This is a genomic window from Phycobacter azelaicus (genome assembly GCF_014884385.1).
Lineage (GTDB): Bacteria > Pseudomonadota > Alphaproteobacteria > Rhodobacterales > Rhodobacteraceae > Phycobacter > Phycobacter azelaicus.
The window spans coordinates 763537-782962 of the sequence record NZ_WKFH01000003.1 but is presented as its reverse complement, the minus strand read 5'-3'; the positions used below and the strand labels follow the sequence as shown (position 1 = coordinate 782962).

Below are 19426 nucleotides of genomic sequence, written 5' to 3'. Positions count from 1 at the left end.
GGAAATGTGATGGGCAAAGACCGTATTGCAATACGGCTGTTGGGGACTGTGTCGGTTCTGGGGCTCTTTATTGGAATGGGCGCGCAGGCGCAGGAATTGCAGCTCGAGCCTGCGTCAGAGCCTGAAGGGTTCCTGGGGACAGTGGAGCTTGGTCAGGGCAAGCGGGAAGTGCAGGTCAGCACGGCGGCTCCGGTGACCGTGATCAATCAGGAAGAGCTGGATGACCGGCAGGCCGGATCCGTGGCCGAGCTGGTCGATTCGGTTCCCGGCGTGACGCTGGTAAACGGCAGTCGGCCGCAAGGTTCGGGGCTGAACATTCGCGGGTTCGGCGCGACCAGCAGTTTCGGCACCGACCAGAAGGTGCAAATCCTGATCGACGGCGCCTCGACAGGTTCCGAAGAGCTGTACCGGATCGGCACACAGCTGTTCACCGACCCCGAGCTCTACAAGGAAGTCTCGGTCATTCGGGGCACGATCGGCAGTTTCGAATTCGGGTCGGGCATCATCGGCGGTGTGGTTCAGCTGGAAACCAAGGATGCGTCAGATTTCACCGGAGGCGAGGTAGGGCTGCGGTTCCGGCAGACCCTGGGCGCCTCGACCAATGCCGAGGGTTTTGTGACCTCCTCGATCCTGGCCTGGCAGCCGACCGAGAACCTGGAGGTTCTGTTCAACTACACCCTGCGGGATGTGGATGCCTATAAAGGTGGCGACGGTCAGTTGGTGCCCAACACGGAAAGCCGCATGCCCTCTTACCTTGGCAAGGCAACATACAGCTTTGGCGACAATCTGGAGCACTCGATCACCGCCTCCTATAACTATTCGGAAACCGACGAGAAGGACGTGCCATACGATACATTCGGAACCACCGGCGGCTCCTTCGGCAACGTGGACCGAAAGGTCACCAACGAAATTGCGGGCCTGCGTTATCGCTGGAACCCGGTCGGCAACGATCTGATCGACCTGGACGTGAACCTGACACAGTCGACCCAGCACATCGTGTCGAACTACGTGGCAGGCTCCAGCCCGCTTGAGGGGACGCCCTCGGGTCCGCGCATCATTCCGCTTGCAGATGCGGATCAGGATTACGAGATCACCAAGCTGACTGCGAAGAACAGCATGTACTTCGTGACTGGTATCGCGACTCACGACCTGCGCATCGGGTTTGAGCTGATGCAAAAAGAACGGTTGAATGCCCCTTCCGCGCCCGGAGGTACGGACAAGCGAATTGCGCTGTTTGCGGTCGATGACATCGGCATCGGGGACCATTGGACATTCACGCCCGCCATGCGGTTTGAAACTCAGGACATCGAGGCGCATGATGGCTCGGTCTCCTACGACAACTCGGCCCTGATGGGTGGCCTGTCCGCGCGCTATGCCTTCGACAACGGCTGGGCCATTTTCGGCAGCGGCGCCTATACCGAGAACCTGCCGATCATCGATGACCTCGGCACGCCGCGCTACATGACCATGCCGGAGCGGTCCCACACGTTCGAACTGGGGGCCTCTTATGCCACCACGGATCTGTTCGCAGGCGGTGATGCGCTGCAGGCCAAGGTGAACCTGTTCAGAAGCACGCTTTGGGACATCACCTCCTATGTGGACAGCACCTTTGTGCCGATCCAGGAGGTCAACAGCGAAGGCATCGAGATCGAAGCGACCTACAGCATGGAAAGCGGATTTTATGCCGACTTCAACGCCGCGATCGGAGAGTATGACGAGGTCAATTCAACCGGTGTCGCAGGGATCTGGCGCAACGCGCCCGCGGACAGCGCGCGCCTGACCCTGGGCAAACGCATCGGCGCAGCCTGGGATCTCAGCTGGGAACTGGTCGGAGCGAAGTCCTTTACCGACAGCACCGGCAGCAAGGTGAACGGCTACGGCGTCAGCAACCTGCGTGCCACCTACCGGGTGCAGACAGGCGTCATGACCGGCGCAGAGGTCCGTCTTGGCATCGAGAACGCCTTTGACAAGGCCTACACGCCTGCGCTTGCAACCCGCACCGCGCCGGGTCGCAACGTCAAGCTGACCCTCGCAAAGACCTTCTGATCCAACGGATATCAAAGAGGATTTAAATGGTACATCTGAACATGAAATGGGTGGCCCCGGCAGCAGTCATGCTGGCGGGGCTGGGGGGCGCGGCGCTGGCCGATGATTCTGCTGGCGCACCTGCGGTTTCCATCGAACTCAGCGCAGCAGAACAGGTGGGCGACGCCTGCCTTTTGTCCTTCGTGGCCCAGAATGGCCATGCCCGAAACATCCTTCAGGCGGTCTATGAAACGGTCCTCTTTGATGAAAACGGTCAGGTCGCGCGTCTGACACTGCTGGATTTTCAGGATCTGCCCGCGGGGCGGATGCGGGTTCGTCAGTTTCAGTTCGCGCGGGCTTGCGCCGGGATCAGCCGTGTGTTGATCAACGGCGCCACCACCTGCACGGGCGAAGCGCTGCCAGAGGGCGCCTGCAGCCGCGACCTGAGACTGAACAGCCGCACGGATCAGGAGTTGATCGGATGACCCTTCTGACCGATGCGCTGAACCGGGTGCTGGATCTTGGCGGCCCGGTGGTCTTGTTGTTGCTTGTGGTCTCGGTGCTGACAGTGGCGTTGGTGCTTTACAAGATCTGGCAGTACCGCGCGGCAAGCGTGGGTCGGCATGCGCATCTCTTGGCCGCGGTCACGGCCTGGGATCACGGTGACCTCGACACGGCGCTGCGGCACCTTGAAAGCAGCAAATCCTATCTCGCCCCTGTTTTTCGCACGGCCTTGTCCACTGATGGAATGCGCCGGGATGCCGAGGCTTTGTCTGCCCGCGCCGATGCCGAGGCAGAGGATTGTTTTGCCCGCCTTGAACGCGGTCTGGGCGCATTGGACATGGTCTCGCAACTGGCGCCATTGATGGGGCTTTTTGGCACTGTGATCGGCATGATCGAAGCCTTTCAGAAGCTGCAGTCGGCAGGCTCTTCGGTCGATCCGGCGCTGCTGGCCGGCGGTATCTGGGTCGCGCTTTTGACCACAGCGGCCGGTCTGGCGGTGGCGATGCCCACCTCGCTGGTGCTGAGCTGGTTGACGGCCCGGATGCAACAAGAGCGGGTCTTTGCCAACCGCGCCTTGCGGATCCTGTTCTGTCCAGCCGAGCAGCCGGATCGCCCCCAAGGGGTGGCTCATGTCGGTTAAACTGCAACCGCGGGCACGCAGACGGCTGTCGATGACTTCGCTCATCGATGTGATCTTTCTGCTGTTGCTGTTCTTCATGCTGACCTCGACCTTTTCGAAGTTCGGAGAGGTCGAATTGATGGCGGCAGGCAAAGGCACCAATGTGCAGGACCGGCAAAAGCTCTTTGTTACCTTGAGCGCCGCCGAGGTGACCCTGAATGGTCAGCAGGCGGATCTGTCCCGCATCGCCGATCTGGTGCGACTGCAACCACAGGATGGTGGCGGCCATCTTGTACTGATCAGCCCCGATGAGACTGCCAGCGCCCAGCGACTGGTCGACCTGTTGACGGCCTTGCGTCAGGTTGAAGGGCTGCAGACGGTGGTGCTGGGCTGATGCAGATCCGGCAAAAGATACAATCCGAGCGTGAGCCGACCATTGCGCTGATCAACATCGTTTTTCTGATGCTGGTCTTCTTCATGATCGCAGGTACGCTGGCGCCGCCTCTGGACCGTGAGATCCGGCTGGTCCGTACTGCAGACCTTGAGGGGGTTGCCCCGCCGGATACCCTGGTGATCCACAAAGACGGGCGGCTCAGCTTTCGGGGTGAAGATGTGAGTGATGCCGCTGCGCATATCTTGGCCCTGCCGGAAGAGGCCCGCGCGGTCCTGCGCGTGGTGCCGGATCGTGACTTGCCCGCGCGGGATCTTGTGAAGATCGGCAATGCCCTGCGCGCGGCGGGGGCAGAACGGGTCATCCTCGTGTCGGAAAGAGCCTTGAAATGAGCCGCGTTCCAACTTCTCGCATTGTGGCTCTTGCAGCCTTGGCTGCGGCGGCCACAGTGCACGCAAGCGCCGTGTTCCTGACCGACGGCAATCATGTTGAAATCGCAGGCGGCCAGACCACACTTGCGGCAGAGGGCGCCTCCTTTGCCAATCTTGCAATTGGGGTGGAAACGCCCGAGCCACCGCAAAAGATGCAGGAGGCACCGCAGCCGACGACTCGACCTCCCGTCTTGGTTGACCCAGTGCAGCCTGCTCAGCCGCAGGTGTTGGAGGCGCGCGCTCCGACCACGTCTATGCCGCTGACACCGGGTATCGAGATCCTGCAGCCGGTGGCCGAACCGGCCCCGCAAAAGCCCGCAGGCCCTCTCCTGCGCGCAACAGCGCCACAAGAGACGCAAACGGCCGAGGTGCCTGCTGCTGAGCGGCCGGACAAACCAGACCCCAACCGGGCCGTGTCTGTTCCTGTGCAGGAAACCGTTGCAATGAGGCCGTTGGAACCCGAACAGGAGCCAAGCCCGCAGGCCCCCGAGGTGACCGTCTCGCTGAAGCCGGTCACGCGGCCGACACCACAACAGGAGCCTGCGAAAGCGCCGCCGAAACCGCAGCCCGAACAGCCGGTCGAACGCGTCACGAAACGGCAGGAGGCGCCCACAAGACCGCGCGGCAACAGCGATGCCGATGCTACCCGCGGCGTCTCCGAAGGCCGGGCGGCAAAGCCTGGTGGGCAGGCGCGCAGCGAAGGCGGGACTGCCAAGGTGCAAGGCAACGCAGCCGTGAGCAACTACCCCGGACTCGTCATGCGGCGGATCCAGCGGGCCAAACGGCGTGCAAATGTGCGCGGCGAGGCGATGGTGGCTTTTCGTATCGGCCCTGGCGGCGGGCTCGTACGGGTGACTCTCGCCCGCAGTTCCGGCTCCGTAAGGCTGGATGAGATCGCCGTGGCGCAGGTGCGCCGCGCCGCGCCTTTTCCGCCGCCACCTGCGGGCGCGCGCACCAGCTTCACGGTACGGATCAAGGGCAAATAGGCCCCTGATCCGCCTGAATTTGATCAAAGATTGCTGCCCGTAGGAGGCTGGGCTACATAAGCGAAGCAGCGTCAAGAACAGGAGCCGCCATGACCCCGCTTTCAGGCCTCAAAGTGGTTGAACTCGCCCGTATTCTCGCCGGTCCCTGGATTGGCCAGTCGCTGGCGGATCTGGGCGCCGAGGTGATCAAGGTCGAAGCCGAGGCGGGCGACGATACCCGCCACTGGGGTCCTCCCTTCATCGAACGCGACGGCGACAAGACGGCGGCCTATTACTATGCGGCCAATCGCGGCAAGCATTGCGTGACGGCTGATTTTCGCACCCCGGAGGGGCGCCAGACCGTGCTCGATCTAATCAAGGGTGCCGATATCCTGATCGAGAATTTCAAGGTCGGTGGTCTCAAGAAATACGGGCTGGACTACGACAGCCTGAAAGAGATGAACCCGCGGTTGATCTACTGCTCGGTCACCGGTTTCGGGCAGGACGGTCCCTATGCCACCCGTGCGGGCTATGACTTCCTCTTGCAGGGCATGTCGGGGCTGATGTCGATCACTGGTGACCCCGATGGCCAGCCGCAAAAAGTGGGCGTTGCCATCACCGATATCGTGACCGGGCTGTATGGCACCATCGGCATCCTTGCAGCGGTGGAGCAGCGCCACACCACGGGGCGGGGGCAGCATCTGGATATGTCCCTCTTGGATTGCGCCACCGCCATGCTGGCCAATCAGGCGATGAACTATCTGGCCACTGGCACCAGCCCGGTGCGGCTTGGCAACGATCATCCCAATATCGCGCCCTATCAGGTGATGGCGGTCAGGGACGGTCATATCATCCTTGCGGTGGGCAATGACGGACAGTTCCAGCGCCTGTGCGATGCGCTGGATCTGCCGGACCTCAAGGTGGATGCACGGTTTCTGACCAACCAGTCTCGCGTGGCCAACCGAACCGATCTGACCGCGCTTCTGGAGGAGGCGCTTTCACAATGGACGCAGGCCGAACTTCTGGCAGCACTTGAGGCCGCGACCGTGCCTGCCGGGCCGATCAACACCATCGGACAGGCCTTTGACGATCCGCAGATCCAGCATCGCGGCATGCAGATTTCTCCCGAAGGCGTGCCGGGCGTGCGGGGACCGTGGAAATTCTCGGATGCCGAGCTGGCGCTCGATAAATCTGCGCCCAAGCTTGCCAAATAGGGGCGCGTGGGGGCAGGCTGGCGCCATAGAATTTGACATTGGAAAACCATGATGCGCGCGCCCTTTACCCTGATTGAAAACACCTGGATTCCGATGCCCGACGGGCGCCGCCTTGCCGCGCGCATCTGGCTGCCCGAGGGGGAGGGACCGTTCCCGGCGATTCTGGAATACCTGCCCTATCGCAAGCGCGACGGCACCGCGCCGCGGGATGAGACCACCCATACCGTCTTTGCCTCCAAAGGGTACGCCTGCATTCGCGTCGATATCGCAGGCAGCGGCGACAGCGAGGGGCTGTTTGACGATGAATACTCCGAACAGGAGCTAAGCGACGGCGAGGCGGTTCTGAAATGGATCGCGGCGCAGCCCTGGAGCAACGGCAAGGTCGGCATGATCGGTATTTCCTGGGGCGGCTTCAATGGCTTGCAACTGGCCTATCGCCGCCCACCCGAATTGCAGGCCGTGGTCTCGGTCGCCTCCACCGCCGACCGCTATGCCGATGACATCCACTACATGGGGGGATGTCTGCTCAGCGATAATGCCAATTGGGGCAGCCAGATGTTCGCCTATATGACGCGGCCCCTGGACCCTGAGCTGCGCCCCGACTGGCGCGCGGCCTGGCTGGAACGGATCGAAAAGCTGCCCTTCATGTCCGCCGACTGGCTGCGCCACCCCGCCCGCGATGACTTCTGGAAACACGGCTCGGTCTGCGAGGACTGGTCGGCGATCACCGCCCCGGTGCTGGCGATCACCGGCTGGGCCGATGCCTATCTCAACACGCCCGCGATGCTGGCCGCCAACCTGACCGCGCCGACCAAGGCGCTGATGGGGCCTTGGGAGCACCGCTATGCGCATATCTCGAAACTTGAGGCGTCGGATTTCCATGGCGAGGTGCTGCGCTGGTTCGATCACTGGCTGAAGGGCGAGGACACCGGCGCCGAGGCGCTGCCCGATTACCGCGTCTACATGCAGGAACATTTCGGCCCCACCAAGGAAAACAAGCCCCGCAAGGGCCGCTGGGTGGCCGAGCAGAACTGGCCTTCGCCCAATGTTCGCGAACGGGTGATTTATCTTTCAACAGGCTCTTTGGGTGAGACTGCTGGCATTGGAGAATGCACGGTTGCAAGTCCCGCAACCGTCGGTCAGGCGGGGGGCTATTTCTGCCCGGGGATGCGGTTCGACAATGAACTGCCGGGGGATCAGGCGGGGGATGATGCGCTGTCGGCCTGTTTCGACATGGCTCCGCTGGACGATGAATTGCAGATCCTTGGCCGCCCCCGTGTTCGTATCGCTTTCACCGTCGACCGTCCGGTGGCGCAGATCGTCGGGCGGCTGTGCGATGTGGCGCCGGATGGTTCCTCGCAGCGGATCAGCTATCGCTCCTTCAACCTGACGCATCTGAACGGTCATGACGCGCCAGAGCCTCTGGTGCCCGGTCAGCGGTATGAGGTGGAATTCCCACTCAATGAATGCGCCCATGCACTGCAGGCCGGTCACAAGTTGCGGCTGGCGCTCTCGACCTCCTACTGGCCGATCGTCTGGCCCGCGCCAGAGGCGGCAGAGATCACTCTGGACCTTGCAGGCTGCGCGCTGATCCTGCCCGAGCGGAGCGTGAGCGAAGAAATCCCACCCGAGGCGCCCGGTCCCGCGCAGCCCTATCCGACGCTGGGCGGCAGGCAGTTGCGCGATCCTTCGGGTACGTCGGAGACGAAAACGCTTGCGGACGGCACGCTGGTGCTGGATACCTTTGATGACTACGGCGAAGCGGTGAACCCGCATAACGGCATGCAGGTGGGCAGCCATGTCACGATGCACTACGCGATCCACCCCGATGATCCGGCCACGGCGACCTTCAAATCCGACTGGCGGTTCACCTTTGAACGCGGCGATTGGCAGTTGGCGATCGATACGGAAAACCGCATGACCTGCGACAAGGAAAACTTCTACCTCTGGCGCCGTGTCCATGCCTATGAGGGCGGCGTATCAGATCCGGTTTTGGTAAGGGAGTGGTCCGAGACCGTGCCGCGCGGCTGCCTGTAATCTGCGCCTCAGAAATCGAGGCCCAGATCCAGCGTCGGCGCCGAATGGGTCAGCGCCCCGGAAGAGATATAGTCGACTCCGGTGGCAGCGACCTCGGCGATGCGGTCCAGCTTCATGTTGCCGGATGCCTCGGTCACCAGATGGCCGCGCGCCATTTTGACGGCCTCTGCCAGAGTGGGCGTGTCCATGTTGTCCAGCAGCACAACGTCCGCACCGCCGGTGCTGAGGACCTCTTCGAGCTGGGACAGCGTGTCGACCTCGATCTCCACTTTCATCATGTGGCTGACGCTGGCCTTTGCGGCCTCCAGCACCGCGGTGATGCCGCCTGCGGCGGCGATGTGATTGTCCTTGATCAGGAGCGCATCCGAAAGGCCAAAGCGGTGGTTAAAGCCGCCCCCGTGCAGGACAGCCTGCTTTTCCGCGATACGCAGGCCAGGGGTGGTCTTGCGCGTGCAGGTTATACGGGTGTTCGTGCCGGATGTTTCGCGCACGAAACAATGGGTCAGTGTTGCGATCCCAGTTAGCCGTCCCGCGAAATTCAGCGCGACGCGTTCCCCCGACAGGATCGAGGCAGCCGAGCCTTCAATGGTCATCAGCGTGTCGCCCGGCTTGCAGGCACTGCCGTCGGGCAGCAGGGTTTCCACCTTCAGCCCGGCATCCACCAGGTGAAAGGCGATGCGGGCGATCTGCATGCCCGAAACAACGCCTTCCTGCCGGGCATTCAGTCGCGCGGAATACGTCACATCCGCCGGGATCACCGCACGGGTGGTGATATCGCCGTTCTGGCCCAGATCCTCGTGAAGGGCGGCGCGCACCATGGGTTCCAGGATCAGGTCGGGCAGGGTGGCAAAGGCGGTGTTCATGCGGGCTCCTTTGTGGCCTCGCCCGCGATCTGGTCGCGCAGGGAGAGGGCCTCGGTCAAGGTGATACGGGTGCGGTGGGCCAGTGAGGGGTCGGCCCCGGGGAAGTCATCGCGGTAATGCCCGCCCCGGCTCTCGCGGCGCATCAGGGCAGCGGCAGCAATCAGCGTGGCGGTGGCGCACATGTTGACGAAGCTTTCGTCATCACCGTGTTCCGCTTCAAGCCGCGCGATGGTGGTGAGCGCTGTCTTCAGCCCCTCTTCGGTGCGGCGCACGCCAACATGGGCGGTCATGGTCTCGCGCAGGGTCTGCACGGAGCCCGCGTTGGTTTCATGGCCATCCGGAGCAAAACTGATCTGCACTTCCGACAGATCGCCATTTTGCTCCAAATCCTTCATGTCGGCAGCGGCGGTGCGGGCATAAACCAGCGCCTCCAAGAGACCGTTGGAGGCCAGCCGGTTGGCGCCGTGCAGCCCTGTAGAGGAGACCTCGCCGCAGACCCACAGATGCTTCAGACTGGCACGCCCCTGCATATCGGTGTCCACCCCGCCCATGTGGTAATGGGCGGCGACGGCGACGGGGATTGGCTCGTTTACAGGGTCGATCCCGGCGCGGGCGCAGGTTTCGGCAACAGTGGGAAAGCGGGTCAGCACCTCGGCCCCCAGCGCCTGCCGGGTGTCCAGCACCGGGCGGCGCCCGGCTTGGGTTTCGGCAAAGATCGCGCGGGCCACGACGTCGCGCGGGGCAAGCTCGGCGTCCGGGTGGACGGCCAGCATGAAACGCTCACCTTTGTTGTTCCACAGTGTGGCGCCATCGCCGCGCAGGGCCTCGGTCGCCAGCGGAGCTGGGTCTTCGCCGATGTCAAAGGCTGTGGGGTGGAACTGCACGAATTCGGGGTCGGCAATGCGCACGCCCGCGCGGGCGGCAAGGCCGATGACCTGGCCCCGGATGCGAGGCGGGTTGGTGGTATGGGCATAAAGTCCGCCCGAGCCGCCACCGGCCAAGAGCACACCGGGGCAGGTGATCAGCACAGGATCCGAGGATGCATCGGCGCGGGCGATCCAGACACCGGTGACGGTATCGCCTTCGACTTCCAGCCGCACGGCCTGGGTGTTCTCCAGCACCTGCACGGAAGGAGCGGCGCGCACGGCGGCCACCAGGGTTTCCATGATCTGCGCCCCGGCCCGGTCGCCCTTGACGCGGACCACGCGGGCAGCGGAATGGGCGGCCTCGCGGCTCATGACGTAGTTGCCCATCTCGTCACGATCGAAGGGCGTACCAAGATCGGTGAGGTCGAGAATATGCTCGCGCGCAACGCGGGTGACCATGGCGGCCACTTCTGGATCGACGGTGCCCGCGCCTGCTGTTTGGGTGTCGGCGGCATGCGCCTCGGGGCTGTCGCTCTGGTCCATGGCGGCGGCGACACCGCCTTGCGCCCAGGCTGAACTTGCCCCGAAGCCCAGCGTTTCGGGAGAGATCAACAGAACAGGCCGCGGTGCCAGTTCAAGGGCTGCATAAAGCGCGCCAAGACCAGCGCCGACGATAACGATGCGGCCGGTCTCAACCGGACCTGTGCTGGCCGTTGCCACTGGTCAGATACCCAGTTTCTGGCTGAGGTCGATCATCCGTTGCACCGCGAGGCGGGCCTTGTCTGCCACTTGCGGATCGACTTCCACCGGCTCCGACATGGTGTGCAGCGACCACAGGATTTTCTCCAGCGTGATCATCTTCATGTAGGGGCACATGTTGCAGGGGCCGACAAAATCCACCTCGGGCAGGGCATCGGCGATGTTGGAGGCCATCGAACACTCGGTGATCAGCATCGCCTTTTCGGGCTTCTCATCAGTCACGTATTTGATGATGCCACTGGTTGAGCCGGAGAAATCCGCCTCGGCCACCACATCTGGCGGGCATTCGGGGTGAGCGATCAGCCGTGTCCCGGGGTTCCATTCGCGGAATTCGCGCAGGTCCTTGGCGGTATATTGCTCGTGCACGATGCAGGAGCCGTCCCACCAGACGATGTTTTTCTGCGGCACTTGATTGGCAACGTTCTGAGCCAGGTACTTGTCCGGCGTCATGATGACCGTGTCGCTCTCCATCGCGGCGACGATCTGCGCGGCATTCGAGGAGGTGCAGCAGATGTCCGATGCAGCCTTCACCTCGGCAGTGGTGTTCACGTAAGTGACAACCGGCGCGCCGGGGTACTTGCGGCGCATTTCCTCGACGCCCGCGGCGGTGATGCTTTCGGCCAAAGAGCAACCCGCGGCCATATCCGGCATCAGCACGGTTTTTTCAGGTGAAAGGATCTTGGAGGTTTCGGCCATGAAGTGCACGCCACACTGTACGATCACATCTGCCTCGACCCGCGCGGCCTCGATTGCCAGCTGAAGGCTATCGCCGACAAAGTCCGAAACGCCGTGATAGATCTCAGGCGTCATGTAGTTATGGGCCAGAATGACAGCGCCGCGTTCTTTCTTGAGCACATTGATGGCAGCGACGTAGGGCGCATAGCGGACCCAGTCGACCGGGTTCACAACACGATCCATCCGAGCGTAGGTTTCTGACATCTGTTCGGCCAGATCGGGATTGGGCGCCAGCTCATAGGTACTGGCGAGTTGATCGCGCATGGTTTGCAGATCGAACATGGCATTTCCTCGAAATCGCGCCGTGCCGGCACTTTGGGTCGGTCTTTTTTCACGTTCGTATGGCGCGCGCAAGGTGCGAGGCCAAAAGGCCGCAGGTGGTCTAGCTGAAGGTCCTGCGACAGATCGAAACGTTGGCGGGATGACAGTGTGGAACACAAACGCCTAGGGCTCGGATCCCGTGTCTGGGCCGACCATACTCCGAAGCGTCGAGCGGCGAACCACGGCCCCCGCCTTTCTGTCCGCCGTTATCGGTGCATCTCTCTATATGGTGGACAAATTGTCCTTTTTAAAGTCCGGCTGCATTTTTTCCTGTCGCCGATAACATTCCTGTGTTTTGACACTGGGAAAGCTAGGGGGAAAGCGCCGTTAACCCCAAGCCATCCGGGAGAAAACCAAGTACCATGTCTGATCTGTGGGAGGGTCTGAGCCAGGCGTTCTGGCTGGTGGTCTTGCTGGACCCTGATCTGGTTGAAATCACCCTGCGCTCTCTCCGGGTCACTTTGACCGCGCTTCTGATCGCATCCGTCATCGCCTTGCCTCTGGCCGCTTTGCTGGCCGTCAGACGGTTTCGTCTGCGCCGTGCAACCATTGCTGTGCTCAATGCGCTGATGGGGCTACCGCCGGTGGTGGTTGGGCTGATTGTCTATGTCTTCCTTTCGCGCGCCGGGCCTTTGGGCGTGTTTGGCCTGCTATTCACGCCAACCGCGATGATTATCGCGCAGGTCATCATCATCGTCCCGTTGATCGCTTCGATCGCGCACCAGTCTCTGCGCGAGTTGTGGAGTGACTACCACGACCTTTTGATCTCTATGAACACCACCCAAGGTCAGCGCATCCGCGCACTTTTGTGGGATGGGCGCCGGGCGCTGTTGACGGCGGCGCTGGCAGGTTTTGGCCGTGCGATTGGCGAGGTCGGCGCCATTATGGTGGTGGGCGGCAATATCGACCATGCAACACGGGTGCTGACCACGGCGATTGCCCTTGAGACGGGCAAGGGCGAGTTCGCCATGGCGCTGGGTCTTGGGTTCGTTCTGATCGGTATGGCCGTCGCGGTGAACCTTGCGATCCACTGGGTTGGGCATACCGAACGCGGGGGGCGCTGGTGACGGAGCTGTTTCCTTTGATCGTCGAGCAGGGCACGGTGCGCCGTCGCGGCAAAGTTTTGGTCGGCCCTGTGGACCTGAGGCTTGAGGGGCAGGGCGTTACCATTGTCGTTGGCCCGAACGGTGCTGGCAAAACCTCGCTTCTAAAGATGCTGCACGGGATTGTGCGCTTGAGCGAAGGGAGCCTTCGCTGGGCCTGCGCGCGGGAGGACGCTGAAAAGCGTCAGGCCTTTGTATTCCAGACGCCGGTGATGATGCGCCGCACCGTGGTGGAGAATATTGCCTATCCCCTGCGCCTGATCGGGGTGCCGCGCAAAGAAGCCCGCGCCCGAGCCGCAGACTGGGCGCGGCGGATTGATCTGGGCGATGCGCTGGAGCGGCAGGCGATGCTCCTCTCGGGCGGAGAGCGTCAGAAACTGGCCCTGGCCCGCGCCCTGATCCGCGATCCGAAGGTGTTGTTCCTGGATGAACCCTGTGCCTCGCTCGATGGGCGGGCGACGCGTGAGATTGAAGAGATCCTGACCGAGGCCGCCCAGAGCGGGACCCGCCTCATCATGTCCACGCATAACATGGGTCAGGCGCAGCGGCTGGCGGATGAGGTGATCCTCGTCATCGGTGGCCGCATTCACGAGTTTTCCCCGGCGGCAGAGTTTTTTGCCGGGCCCCAGACCCCGCAAGGGGCAGCTTTCTTGAGAGGAGATATTGTAGAATGAAACACGTATTGTTTGGCGCTGTTGCCGCCGCCGTACTGGCCACTGCCTCGATCGCCGAGGACATGAAGATGGCCGTGACCACCTCGTTCCATAACTCGGGCTTGGCTGAGATCCTGTTGCCTGAGATCAAGAAGGATCTCGATCTGGACGTGCAGCTTCTTGTCGTTGGCACTGGTCAGGCGATCCGCCTGGGCGAAGCAGGCGATGTGGATGCGATCCTTGTGCACTCCAAGAAGGCCGAAGAGCGTTTCCTGGCCGGGGGCAATGGCACCCACCGCCGCGAGATCATGTACAACGATTTCGTCTTTATCGGGCCGAAATCGGATGGCGCCGCGGTTGCGGAGGCGGAAACGGCTGTTGATGCCCTGCAAAAGGTTGCCAGTGCCGAGGCGCTGTTCGTCAGCCGCGGCGATGACAGCGGTACCCACAAGAAGGAGTTGAGTCTTTGGAAGGCGGCTGGGCTTGACGCCGAAGGGTTTGGTGGCTGGTACCGCGCAGTTGGCGCGGGCATGGGGGCTGCGCTCAACACCGCCTCGGGCATGGAGGCCTATATCATGGCGGACCGCGCAAGCTGGCTGAACTTTGGCAACAAGGGCGATCTGGCGCTCTTGTTCTCGGGCGATCCGGTGCTGTTCAACCAATACGCCTATCTGCCGGTCAACCCGGAGAAACATCCCCATGCCAAGAACGATTTGGCCATGAAGCTGGAAGGCTGGCTGGTGTCGGACAAGGCAAAAGGGTTGATCAACGGTTACACGATCAACGGTGAAACCCTGTTTGTCTTCAACGCCAAGCAATAGACGCGCAAGGTGTCCGTGGCGGGGGTGCTCCCGCCCGTGGCGCCGCATTTGAAAAATGCGCCTTCCCGGTTGGGCCCGGCGCCGCGCTGTCGCGCGGCGCTTTTCCTTGCTGAGAGGCCCATCAGGGGCAGGTCTGCCCTGATGCGCCATATCAAGTGTTCTGCCGACCAACTCCGCCTCAAGGGTAAACCGTGCATGCGCACGGCCACATACGTGGCCCTTGACCCGGAATTGGCGGCCGGTCCGCCGTAGACCGGACCCGCCGCGCGACAGCGCGGCGCTGGTCCCAACGGGAGGTGGTCTTCGTTAGAAGGCCACCGACGGGCGGGAGAGCCTTATTCGTCGTCGCCGCCGACAGTGAGGGTCACCCGGTCACCTGCGAACCAGGTTCGGCCGTATTCAATGGGGGTGCCCTCTGAATCCACGTTGATGCCAGTAGTGCGTAGGATCGGGGCGCCCTCGGGAATACGCAGATGCAAAGCCTGTGTTGCCGTGGTCTGACGGGCGGTGATGCGAGTCTCGCTGCGGGTATAATCCTCGATGCCGCAGCGTTTCAGGGCGGCGGTCACCGATTGTGTTTCTTCCAGAGCCGTGAGCATGCCCGGAAACCTTTCTGCCGGGAAGATGCTTTGAAACAGGGCTATGGGCTGCCCATCCGCCAGCGATAGCCCGTCATAGACATGCACCTGATCGCCCGGTTCAAGCCCGAGTGCTGCGGCCTCACCAGCCGCTGCGGCGCGGGTTTCGGTGGTCAGGATCTGCTTTGCCGGAATGCGTCCGCCTTTCGAGATGTTCTGGTGAAAGCGCACGCGCTTTCCGATCGGGTAATCCGTTGGCTTTGCGGCCACAAAAACGCCGGCGCCACGTCGTGAGTGCACCAGCCCGCCAGCCGCCATCTCGGCTAGGGCGCGGCGCACCGTATGGCGGTTAACCCCGAAGCGCGCAGCTAGCTGCGCCTCGGCCGGTAGCTTGTCGCCGGTATCATAGCGACCCTGCGCGATGTCTTCGGTCAAGGCGCTGGCGATGGATTTCCAGACGGGGGTGCGTGCCATGTCATCAAACTTTCACAAGGATTGGCTTGCGCCCCAAGGGACGAGTCACCTATTATTTGTCTAGTTGTATAGTAAATATAGACAACCTGGCCAAGAGGCTTTGACACGATGAACACCACTTTCTCCGCAGAGGATCGTAAGGCCTGGATGGGTCTGCTGGCCTCGGCTGACGATGCCCGGCTTGCCGACCTTTGGCGCGCCTTTGATCATGAGCCAGCCTTCGACTGGCTGCGCGCGCCCGAGGCAGGCGGCGTCATGGTCCGGGGCCGCATGGGCGGCAGCGGCGCGCCCTTCAATCTGGGTGAGATGACCGTCACCCGCTGCGCCCTGTCGCTGGCCGATGGCACCGTCGGGCATGGCTATGTGCAGGGGCGCTCCAAGGCCAAGGCCGAGATGGCGGCCAAGATCGATGCCCTGATGCAGACCGAGGCGGCAGAGACCCTGCGCGCCAAGATCCTGACGCCGCTGCAGGAAGAGCGGGCAGCGGCCAAGGTAGCCCGCGCCTCCAAGGCGGCGGCGACCAAGGTCGATTTCTTCACCATGGTGCGGGGAGAGGACTGATGAACCAAATGACGGACAATACGGTCTACGCGGGTGGCTTTGCCAATCCGCCGGTGGCCTCGGCCCATGCCTTTCGCGCCGCGATGAATGCCATGGCGCGGCCCGGCACGGTGCAGAATATCACCGGTGCAACTCCGCCCGAGGGGATCTCCCCCGCGGCGGGCAGCCTGTTGCTGACGCTTTGCGATCCTGAAACCGGTGTCTTCCTCGCGCCGGATGTCGACAGCGAGGCCATGCGTGGCTGGCTGACCTTTCACACTGGCGCGCCCATTGTTGCCGCCGAAGAGGCGGATTTCGCCCTTGGCGGCTGGGACGCGCTGATGCCGCTTGACCGTTTTCCGATCGGGACGGCGGAATACCCGGACCGCTCGACCACTCTGATTGTCGAGGTCGCGGGTTTTGATGCCCCCAATGCCACCCTTTGCGGTCCCGGCATCAAGGACACGGTGCAGATGCCCCTGCCGGATCCGGCGGCCTGCGCGGGCAATGCGATGCTCTACCCCTTGGGCGTCGATTTCTTTTTCACCTCTGGCAATCAAGTGGCGGCCCTGCCGCGCTCGACCCAGATCCGTGCGGAGGGTTAAGGTATGTATGTAGCCGTAAAAGGCGGCGAGCGCGCCATCGACAATGCCCATGCCTGGCTGGCGGAGGAGCGTCGCGGCGATACCTCGGTCGCGGAACTCTCCCTTGCGCAGATCCGCGAACAGCTGGCGCTGGCGGTGAACCGGGTGATGGCCGAAGGGTCACTGTTTGATCCCGATCTGGCGGCGCTGGCGATCAAGCAGTCGCGTGGTGATCTGATCGAGGCGATCTTTCTGATCCGCGCCTATCGCACGACCTTGCCGCGCTTTGGCTATACGCTGCCGGTGGATACCGGCGCGATGGCCTGCGACCGGCGGATCTCGGCGACCTTCAAGGATGCGCCGGGCGGGCAGGTTCTGGGGCCGACCTTTGACTACACGCATCGTTTGCTCGATTTCAAACTGGCGGCCGAAGGCGAAGCCGCAGAGGCCCCCACCTCTGCCCCCCGCACCGAACCCACGCCCCATATCACCGAGTTCCTGCAGGGCGAGGACATTATCGAGCGTGAACCAAGCTCGGATGCGCAGCCCGGAGACCTGACGCGCGAGCCGATGGCCTTTCCCGCTGACCGGTCGGTCAGGCTGCAGTCTCTGACACGCGGGGACGAGGGGTTCATCCTGGGCATGGCCTATTCCACCCAGCGCGGCTATGCGCGCAATCACGCCTTTGTGGGCGAATTGCGCATCGGCACCGTGGCAGTGGAGATGGAGATCCCCGAGCTGGGTTTTGCCATCGAGATCGGCGAGGTGGAGCTGACCGAATGCGAGACGGTGAACCAGTTCAAGGGCTCAAAAACCGTGCCGCCGCAGTTCACCCGTGGCTATGGTCTGGTCTTCGGTCAGTCAGAGCGCAAGTCCATCGCTATGGCGCTGGTGGACCGCGCGCTGCGCTGGAAGGAGTTGGGAGAGGACAACCTCGGCGCTGCGGCGCAGGACGAGGAATTTGTCCTGAGCCATTCGGACAATATCCAGGCGACCGGGTTCCTCGAACATATCAAGTTGCCCCATTACGTCGATTTCCAGTCCGAGCTGGAACTGGTGCGCAAGCTGCGCCGCGAAGCCGCCGAGGCGGTGGAGCAGATGGCGGCACGGGAGGCGGCGGAATGAGCGTTCTCTCCGATACTAGGGCGGTGACTGCCTGGGCCGGCGCGCATGCGCCTGCGTTTTGCCGGAGGCAAACCTGCGGTTTGACGGGGCAGGCAGGCGCAGCCCGGGCCGCAAGCGTCCCGGGCGAGAATTCGCGAAGTACTTACCCGGTTTTCCAATCTACTCAGACTGCGGAAAGGACACCCCATGTCTGACTACAACTTTGCATACCTTGACGAACAGACCAAGCGGATGATCCGCCGGGCGATCCTGAAGGGGCTGGCGGTGCCGGGCTATCAGGTGCCCTTTGCCAGCCGCGAAATGCCCATGCCCTATGGCTGGGGCACCGGCGGAGTGCAGGTCTCTGCCGCGACGCTGACGCCCGAGGATACCTTCAAGGTGATCGATCAGGGCGCCGATGACACCACCAATGCAGTGTCGATCCGCAAGTTCTTTGAGCGCACCGCTGGGGTCGCCACCACCGAGGAAACCGAAAAGGCCAGCGTCATCCAGACTCGCCACCGGATCCCCGAGGCGGAGCTGACCGAAGATCAGATCCTTGTCTATCAGGTGCCGATCCCGGAGCCGCTGCGCTTCCTTGAGCCGCGCGAGACAGAGACCCGCAAGATGCATGCGCTTCAGGAATATGGCCTGATGCACGTCAAGCTTTACGAGGACATCTCCCAGCACGGGGCCATCGCGACCTCCTATGCCTATCCGGTGAAGGTTTCGGATCGCTACGTGATGGACCCCTCGCCGATCCCCAAGTTCGACAACCCCAAGATGGAGATGGCCGCGATCCAGCTGTTCGGCGCGGGCCGCGAGCAGCGCATCTACGCGGTGCCGCCCTATACCAAGGTGGTTAGTCTCGATTTCGAGGACTATCCCTTTGAGGCCAGCAAGGCGGACCATCCCTGTGACCTTTGCGGGGCAGAGGACAGCTATCTGGATGAGGTGATCCTCGATGATGCGGGCAACCGGATGTTTGTCTGCTCGGATACCGATTACTGCCGTTCGCGGCGCGAGGCAGGTCATGTGGGCCGCCTGGGAGAGGAGGCCGCGGCATGACCCCTTTGCTGCAAGTGAAAGACGTCGCCAAGATGTATGGCGCACGGATCGGCTGCACCGATGTGAGCTTTGATCTTTATCCCGGTGAGGTGATGGGCATCGTCGGCGAAAGCGGCTCGGGCAAGTCTACCTTGCTGAACTGCCTTGCCGGGCATCTGGCGCCGGATCGGGGAGAGGTGGTGTTTGACACCCGCGCCGACGGGCCGGTGGATACGGTCACCATGTCGGAACCTGCCCGCCGGATGCTGGGGCGCACCGACTGGGCCTTTGTGCATCAGCACGCCCGCGATGGCTTGCGCATGTCGGTTTCGGCCGGGGGCAACATCGGTGAGCGGCTGATGGCGGTCGGTGATCGTCACTATGGCGATATTCGCGCCCGCGCTGCTGACTGGCTGGGCCGGGTGGAAATTTCCGATGCCCGCATTGATGACCGCCCCTCGGCCTTTTCCGGCGGCATGCAGCAGCGGCTTCAGATCGCCCGCAATCTGGTGACCGGGCCAAGGCTGGTCTTCATGGATGAACCCACCGGGGGCCTCGATGTCTCGGTTCAGGCGCGGCTTTTGGATCTCTTGCGGGGGCTGGTGCGCGAGATGGGCCTCAGCGCCATTATCGTCACCCACGATCTGGCGGTGGTGCGCCTTCTGGCGGACCGGTTGATGGTGATGAAGGACGGCCATGTGGTGGAAACGGGTCTCACCGATCAGGTGCTGGACGATCCGCAACATGGCTATACGCAGCTGCTGGTTTCCAGCGTGTTGCAGGTGTGAGGGT

General features: G+C 62.7%; 20 protein-coding genes. 16 read left to right on the top strand and 4 right to left on the bottom strand.

The annotated features are described in order from the left end of the window. Positions 1–9 precede the first annotated feature (9 nt). The 8 genes from INS80_RS04855 to INS80_RS04820 all read left to right on the top strand — a co-directional run bounded on the left by INS80_RS04855 (position 10) and on the right by INS80_RS04820 (position 8186). Positions 10–2046 (top strand): TonB-dependent receptor domain-containing protein, encoded by a 2037-nt coding sequence (locus INS80_RS04855; RefSeq protein ID WP_192964548.1) that lies wholly within the window; start codon positions 10–12, stop codon positions 2044–2046. 26 nt (positions 2047–2072) lie between these two features. Further along, the gene (locus tag INS80_RS04850; RefSeq protein ID WP_192964547.1) at positions 2073–2510 is read left to right on the top strand and encodes a hypothetical protein; all 438 of its coding nucleotides are present in this window, start codon (positions 2073–2075) and stop codon (positions 2508–2510) included. Beyond that, the gene (locus INS80_RS04845; RefSeq protein WP_192964546.1) at positions 2507–3169 is read left to right on the top strand and encodes a MotA/TolQ/ExbB proton channel family protein; all 663 of its coding nucleotides are present in this window, start codon (positions 2507–2509) and stop codon (positions 3167–3169) included. The genes INS80_RS04850 and INS80_RS04845 overlap by 4 nt, the downstream gene beginning before the upstream one ends. Then, on the top strand, positions 3159–3542 hold the full coding sequence (locus tag INS80_RS04840) for an ExbD/TolR family protein (protein WP_226892564.1): 384 nt from the start codon (positions 3159–3161) through the stop codon (positions 3540–3542). Before INS80_RS04845 ends, INS80_RS04840 begins: the two co-directional genes overlap by 11 nt. Beyond that, positions 3542–3931, top strand: a complete 390-nt coding sequence (locus tag INS80_RS04835; protein WP_192964545.1) for an ExbD/TolR family protein — start codon at positions 3542–3544, stop codon at positions 3929–3931. Before INS80_RS04840 ends, INS80_RS04835 begins: the two co-directional genes overlap by 1 nt. Beyond that, a complete protein-coding gene (locus INS80_RS04830) occupies positions 3928–4956 on the top strand; it encodes an energy transducer TonB (protein ID WP_192964544.1) in 1029 nt (342 codons plus the stop codon). Before INS80_RS04835 ends, INS80_RS04830 begins: the two co-directional genes overlap by 4 nt. An 89-nt stretch (positions 4957–5045) precedes the next feature. After that, the gene (locus tag INS80_RS04825) at positions 5046–6149 is read left to right on the top strand and encodes a CaiB/BaiF CoA transferase family protein (RefSeq protein ID WP_192964543.1); all 1104 of its coding nucleotides are present in this window, start codon (positions 5046–5048) and stop codon (positions 6147–6149) included. A gap of 51 nt (positions 6150–6200) precedes the next feature. After that, the gene (locus INS80_RS04820) at positions 6201–8186 is read left to right on the top strand and encodes a CocE/NonD family hydrolase (protein WP_192967189.1); all 1986 of its coding nucleotides are present in this window, start codon (positions 6201–6203) and stop codon (positions 8184–8186) included. 8 nt (positions 8187–8194) lie between these two features. On the opposite strand, the gene nadC is transcribed toward INS80_RS04820, so the two are convergent. Genes nadC through nadA form a run of 3 tightly spaced genes read right to left on the bottom strand, consistent with a single transcriptional unit; the run spans position 8195 to position 11691 of the window. Beyond that, positions 8195–9049 carry a carboxylating nicotinate-nucleotide diphosphorylase gene (nadC, locus tag INS80_RS04815; protein WP_192964542.1) on the bottom strand — a complete coding sequence of 285 codons (855 nt, stop codon included), beginning with the start codon at positions 9047–9049 and terminating at the stop codon, positions 8195–8197. After that, complete coding sequence (locus INS80_RS04810; RefSeq protein WP_192964541.1) at positions 9046–10635, bottom strand: L-aspartate oxidase; 1590 nt, start codon at positions 10633–10635, stop codon at positions 9046–9048. The genes nadC and INS80_RS04810 overlap by 4 nt, the downstream gene beginning before the upstream one ends. A gap of 3 nt (positions 10636–10638) precedes the next feature. Then, positions 10639–11691 carry a quinolinate synthase NadA gene (gene nadA / locus INS80_RS04805; protein ID WP_192964540.1) on the bottom strand — a complete coding sequence of 351 codons (1053 nt, stop codon included), beginning with the start codon at positions 11689–11691 and terminating at the stop codon, positions 10639–10641. A 401-nt stretch (positions 11692–12092) separates the two neighbouring features. Between nadA and INS80_RS04800 the strand changes: the two genes are divergently transcribed. Genes INS80_RS04800 through INS80_RS04790 form a run of 3 tightly spaced genes read left to right on the top strand, consistent with a single transcriptional unit; the run spans position 12093 to position 14307 of the window. Further along, positions 12093–12797 (top strand): ABC transporter permease, encoded by a 705-nt coding sequence (locus INS80_RS04800; protein ID WP_192964539.1) that lies wholly within the window; start codon positions 12093–12095, stop codon positions 12795–12797. Continuing rightward, the gene (locus INS80_RS04795; protein WP_192964538.1) at positions 12794–13507 is read left to right on the top strand and encodes an ATP-binding cassette domain-containing protein; all 714 of its coding nucleotides are present in this window, start codon (positions 12794–12796) and stop codon (positions 13505–13507) included. Before INS80_RS04800 ends, INS80_RS04795 begins: the two co-directional genes overlap by 4 nt. Next, positions 13504–14307: an ABC transporter substrate-binding protein gene (locus tag INS80_RS04790; RefSeq protein ID WP_192964537.1), complete on the top strand. Its 804-nt coding sequence runs from the start codon at positions 13504–13506 to the stop codon at positions 14305–14307. The genes INS80_RS04795 and INS80_RS04790 overlap by 4 nt, the downstream gene beginning before the upstream one ends. A gap of 335 nt (positions 14308–14642) precedes the next feature. Here the strand turns inward: INS80_RS04790 and phnF are convergent, their stop codons facing one another. Next, on the bottom strand, positions 14643–15359 hold the full coding sequence (phnF, locus tag INS80_RS04785) for a phosphonate metabolism transcriptional regulator PhnF (protein WP_192964536.1): 717 nt from the start codon (positions 15357–15359) through the stop codon (positions 14643–14645). Between the two features lie 108 nt (positions 15360–15467). On the opposite strand from phnF, the gene phnG reads away from it, so the two are divergent. The 5 genes from phnG (at position 15468) to phnK (ending at position 19422) form a co-directional block, all read left to right on the top strand. Beyond that, complete coding sequence (gene phnG, locus INS80_RS04780) at positions 15468–15920, top strand: phosphonate C-P lyase system protein PhnG (RefSeq protein WP_192964535.1); 453 nt, start codon at positions 15468–15470, stop codon at positions 15918–15920. Continuing rightward, on the top strand, positions 15920–16504 hold the full coding sequence (gene phnH, locus INS80_RS04775; RefSeq protein ID WP_192964534.1) for a phosphonate C-P lyase system protein PhnH: 585 nt from the start codon (positions 15920–15922) through the stop codon (positions 16502–16504). The genes phnG and phnH overlap by 1 nt, the downstream gene beginning before the upstream one ends. A gap of 3 nt (positions 16505–16507) precedes the next feature. After that, positions 16508–17608 carry a carbon-phosphorus lyase complex subunit gene (locus INS80_RS04770; RefSeq protein WP_192964533.1) on the top strand — a complete coding sequence of 367 codons (1101 nt, stop codon included), beginning with the start codon at positions 16508–16510 and terminating at the stop codon, positions 17606–17608. 186 nt (positions 17609–17794) lie between these two features. Continuing rightward, a complete protein-coding gene (locus tag INS80_RS04765; RefSeq protein WP_192964532.1) occupies positions 17795–18655 on the top strand; it encodes an alpha-D-ribose 1-methylphosphonate 5-phosphate C-P-lyase PhnJ in 861 nt (286 codons plus the stop codon). Then, entirely contained in the window at positions 18652–19422 is a 771-nt protein-coding gene (gene phnK / locus INS80_RS04760) for a phosphonate C-P lyase system protein PhnK (RefSeq protein WP_192964531.1), read from the top strand. The genes INS80_RS04765 and phnK overlap by 4 nt, the downstream gene beginning before the upstream one ends. Positions 19423–19426 lie beyond the last annotated feature (4 nt).